This window comes from Flavobacterium sp., from assembly GCF_043720215.1.
In the GTDB taxonomy this organism is placed as follows: domain Bacteria; phylum Bacteroidota; class Bacteroidia; order Flavobacteriales; family Flavobacteriaceae; genus Flavobacterium.
Map to the genome: position 1 here is coordinate 1 of NZ_JAYSSZ010000194.1, position 3,265 is coordinate 3,265.

4 protein-coding genes are annotated in these 3,265 nt (G+C 32.7%); 3 read left to right on the plus strand and 1 reads right to left on the minus strand.

The window, feature by feature from the left end; genetic code table 11:
* A partial coding sequence (locus ACHZC3_RS08915) for a hypothetical protein (RefSeq protein ID WP_394759521.1) occupies nucleotides 1-182 on the minus strand: 182 nt, incomplete at its 3' end.
* 92 nt (nucleotides 183-274) lie between these two features.
* Here ACHZC3_RS08915 and ACHZC3_RS08920 point away from each other — a divergent pair.
* From ACHZC3_RS08920 to ACHZC3_RS08930, 3 genes are read left to right on the plus strand one after another with little or no spacing between them, the layout of a single operon-like run.
* Nucleotides 275-2,146 (plus strand): Nramp family divalent metal transporter, encoded by a 1,872-nt coding sequence (locus ACHZC3_RS08920; RefSeq protein WP_394759522.1) that lies wholly within the window; start codon nucleotides 275-277, stop codon nucleotides 2,144-2,146.
* A 3-nt stretch (nucleotides 2,147-2,149) separates the two neighbouring features.
* Complete coding sequence (locus ACHZC3_RS08925; RefSeq protein ID WP_394759523.1) at nucleotides 2,150-2,803, plus strand: metal-dependent transcriptional regulator; 654 nt, start codon at nucleotides 2,150-2,152, stop codon at nucleotides 2,801-2,803.
* Between the two features lie 40 nt (nucleotides 2,804-2,843).
* Nucleotides 2,844-3,242: a hypothetical protein gene (locus ACHZC3_RS08930; RefSeq protein WP_394759524.1), complete on the plus strand. Its 399-nt coding sequence runs from the start codon at nucleotides 2,844-2,846 to the stop codon at nucleotides 3,240-3,242.
* Nucleotides 3,243-3,265: the final 23 nt, after the last annotated feature.

A 3,265-nucleotide genomic window follows, 5' to 3' on the forward strand; every position in this document is an offset into this window, starting at 1 on the left:
TTTCGAAAGGAATAATTCCCTAAACTGTCGGTTTCGGTTTTTTGTTTTGTACCAATCAAAATAACTTCTGCTTGTTTCAAACTTAATTTTTCAGCAATAATTTGACCTGAAACTGTTTGTTTTTTTTGTGAGAAACAAATAGTTGAGATTAACATTGAAAGCGCAAAGAAAATATTTTTCATTATATTAAATAAATTTTTAGACAAAACTAAAAAAAATATTCATTCAAAACAAAATATATAATTATATTTGCTAAATATAATTTTTTTCAAACATGGGAAAATCCTTAGAAGAAGTAAATCAATCGGTTTCTACACAAAATAAAACTACTGTTTTTAGAAAAATATTAGCCTTTTTCGGCCCAGCATATCTTGTTAGCGTTGGTTATATGGATCCTGGAAATTGGGCGACTGATATTGCGGGCGGAAGCCAATTTGGTTACGCTTTGCTTTGGGTTTTGCTTATGAGTAATATGATGGCATTACTTTTACAGAGTTTGAGCGCACGATTAGGAATTGTAACGCAAAGAGATTTGGCGCAAGCATCAAGAGAAACATATCCTAAATTTATTAATTATATTCTTTATTTTCTCGCCGAAATTGCTATTGCAGCTTGCGATTTGGCAGAGGTTTTGGGAATGGCTATCGGTATTAATTTATTGTTTGGAATTCCGCTTCTACAAGGAGTAATCATTACTGTTTTAGATACTTTTTTGTTGCTGTTTTTGATAAATAAAGGGATAAAAAAAATGGAAGCTTTTATCATTGCATTGGTTATGATTATTGGAATTTCCTTTATTTTCGAAATGATTTTTGCTCAGCCAGAAGTTGGAAGCATTCTAAAAGGCTTAATTCCGTCTATGCCAAACGAAACAGCGCTTTATATCGCTATCGGAATTATTGGAGCAACGGTTATGCCACACAATTTGTACTTGCATTCGTCATTGGTACAAACCAGAAAATTTGATAGAAGTCCAGCAGGAATAAAGCAAGCTTTAAAATATAATTTTATCGATTCGACGATAGCTTTAAACCTCGCTTTTTTTGTAAATGCCGCGATTTTAATTTTGGCAGCAGCCACATTTTACAAAAACGGCATGTTCGAAGTTGCTGAAATTCAAGATGCACACCAACTTTTAGCGCCTATGTTGGGAACTGATTGGGCACCCATATTATTTGCGGTAGCACTTATTGCCGCAGGACAAAGTTCGACAATTACAGGAACATTGGCAGGACAAATTATCATGGAAGGTTATCTGAATTTACGTATTCAGCCATGGGTTCGTCGTATCATTACGAGATTAATTGCGATTGTTCCAGCGGTCATTGTGATTTCGGTTTTTGGTGAAAGTGTAACAGGAAAAATGCTAATTTTAAGTCAAGTAATTTTGAGTTTGCAATTGGGATTTGCTATTATTCCGCTTATACATTTTGTTTCAGATAAAGAGCGAATGAAAGGTTTTGCCATTTCTAAAACCACTCAAATAGCTTCTTGGATTGTGGCATTAATCATTGTTTCGTTGAATGCTAAATTGGTTTTCAACGAGATTCAAGGTTGGTTAGAAATATCGGAAAATCCAATCGTATTATGGCTGACGGTTGTTCCGTTGGCGATTGGTTTTTTAATTTTGTTACTATATATTGTTTTCAAACCATTTGTAGCCAAATCTAGAATAGAAGCTCAAAACCATTCGCCACACAATATGGTGCTTAAATTTTCGCCTTCGGAAACGTATAGTAAAAAGAATATTGCTGTTTCGGTCGATTTTTCTTCAGCAGATGAACTTGCAATAAATACAGCATTTGAGTTGGGTGGAATTGATGCGAAATATACATTAATTCATGTGGTAGAAACCATAGGAGCCATTCTTTTTGGCGAAAATGCAGACGACCACGAAACATCGATAGATGAAAAATTATTGAAAGAATATGAAGATATACTTACGCAAAAAGGATTTAAAGTATCGACCAGATTAGGTTTTGGCAAACCAAATAAAGCAATTTCAGAGATTATAAATGCAGGAGATTTTGATGTTTTAGTTATGGGAACACATGGTCATCGCGGAATAAAAGATTTGCTTTTTGGCACCACAGTCGATAAGTTGCGTCACGAAATTTCAATTCCCTTATTTATCGTTAAAAAATAAAAAATGACTTTTTCAGAAGAAAATTATCTAAAAACGATTTACCATCTTACCACTATTTCAGATTCGGAAGTAAGCACGAATGCTATTGCTGAAAAAATGGAAACAAAAGCGTCTTCGGTTACCGATATGCTTAAAAAATTAGCTGAGAAAAACCTCGTAAATTACAAAAAATACCAAGGCGTTTCACTTACGGAAAAAGGTTCGCTTTCGGCAAAAATGATTGTACGAAAACACCGTTTGTGGGAAGTTTTTCTGGTCGAAAAATTAAATTTTCCTTGGGATGAAGTGCATGACATTGCTGAGCAATTAGAGCATATAAAATCTGAAAAATTAATTAATAAATTAGATGAATTTCTTGGCAATCCAACAGAAGATCCTCATGGCGATCCAATACCGAATGCCAATGGACAAATAATTTCGATAGAAAAACAGTTGTTATCAGAATTAAACGAAAAACAAGTTGGTGTTTGCGTTGGAGTAAAAGATACTTCATCGGAATTTTTAAAATACTTGGACAAACAAGAAATAGCTTTGGGTTCTAAAATTGAAATCATATCGAAAGAAACATTCGATTTATCATTAAAAATAAAAGTGGATTCGAAAGAATTAACGATTTCAAATAAAATTGCGAGTAACTTATTTGTGAAAATAATCTAAGAAAAGGCATTATATTTGAATTGACTTTAAGAAAACCAAAATGAAAAATATCTTTTTCTTCTTTTTACTAATTTTTAGCATCTCTGTTTTTGCACAAGAATCGAAGCAAAAATCAATAAAAATTACTCAGAAAAATTGTCTTGCTAAAAAAGGATATTCTTTCCGTCTAAAAGAAGTAACCTCAGATTCTCGGTGCCCACAAGGTGTGCAATGCATTTGGGCTGGCGAAGTACAACTAGTCGTTTTAGTTTATAAAGACAAAAAAATGGTCGAAGAAACAAAACTTACAGTTTCACCAAATAATAACGAAGAAGCAATTAATTTTTTCGCAAAATATTACCCCACGAAAAAGATTGAATCTGTTTATGTTTTGCCATTCCCTATACATAAAAAAATTTTAGATAAAAAAGACTATCATTTGGTTGTTAATTTTGTGTAGGTAATTTACTTAAATAATCAGAT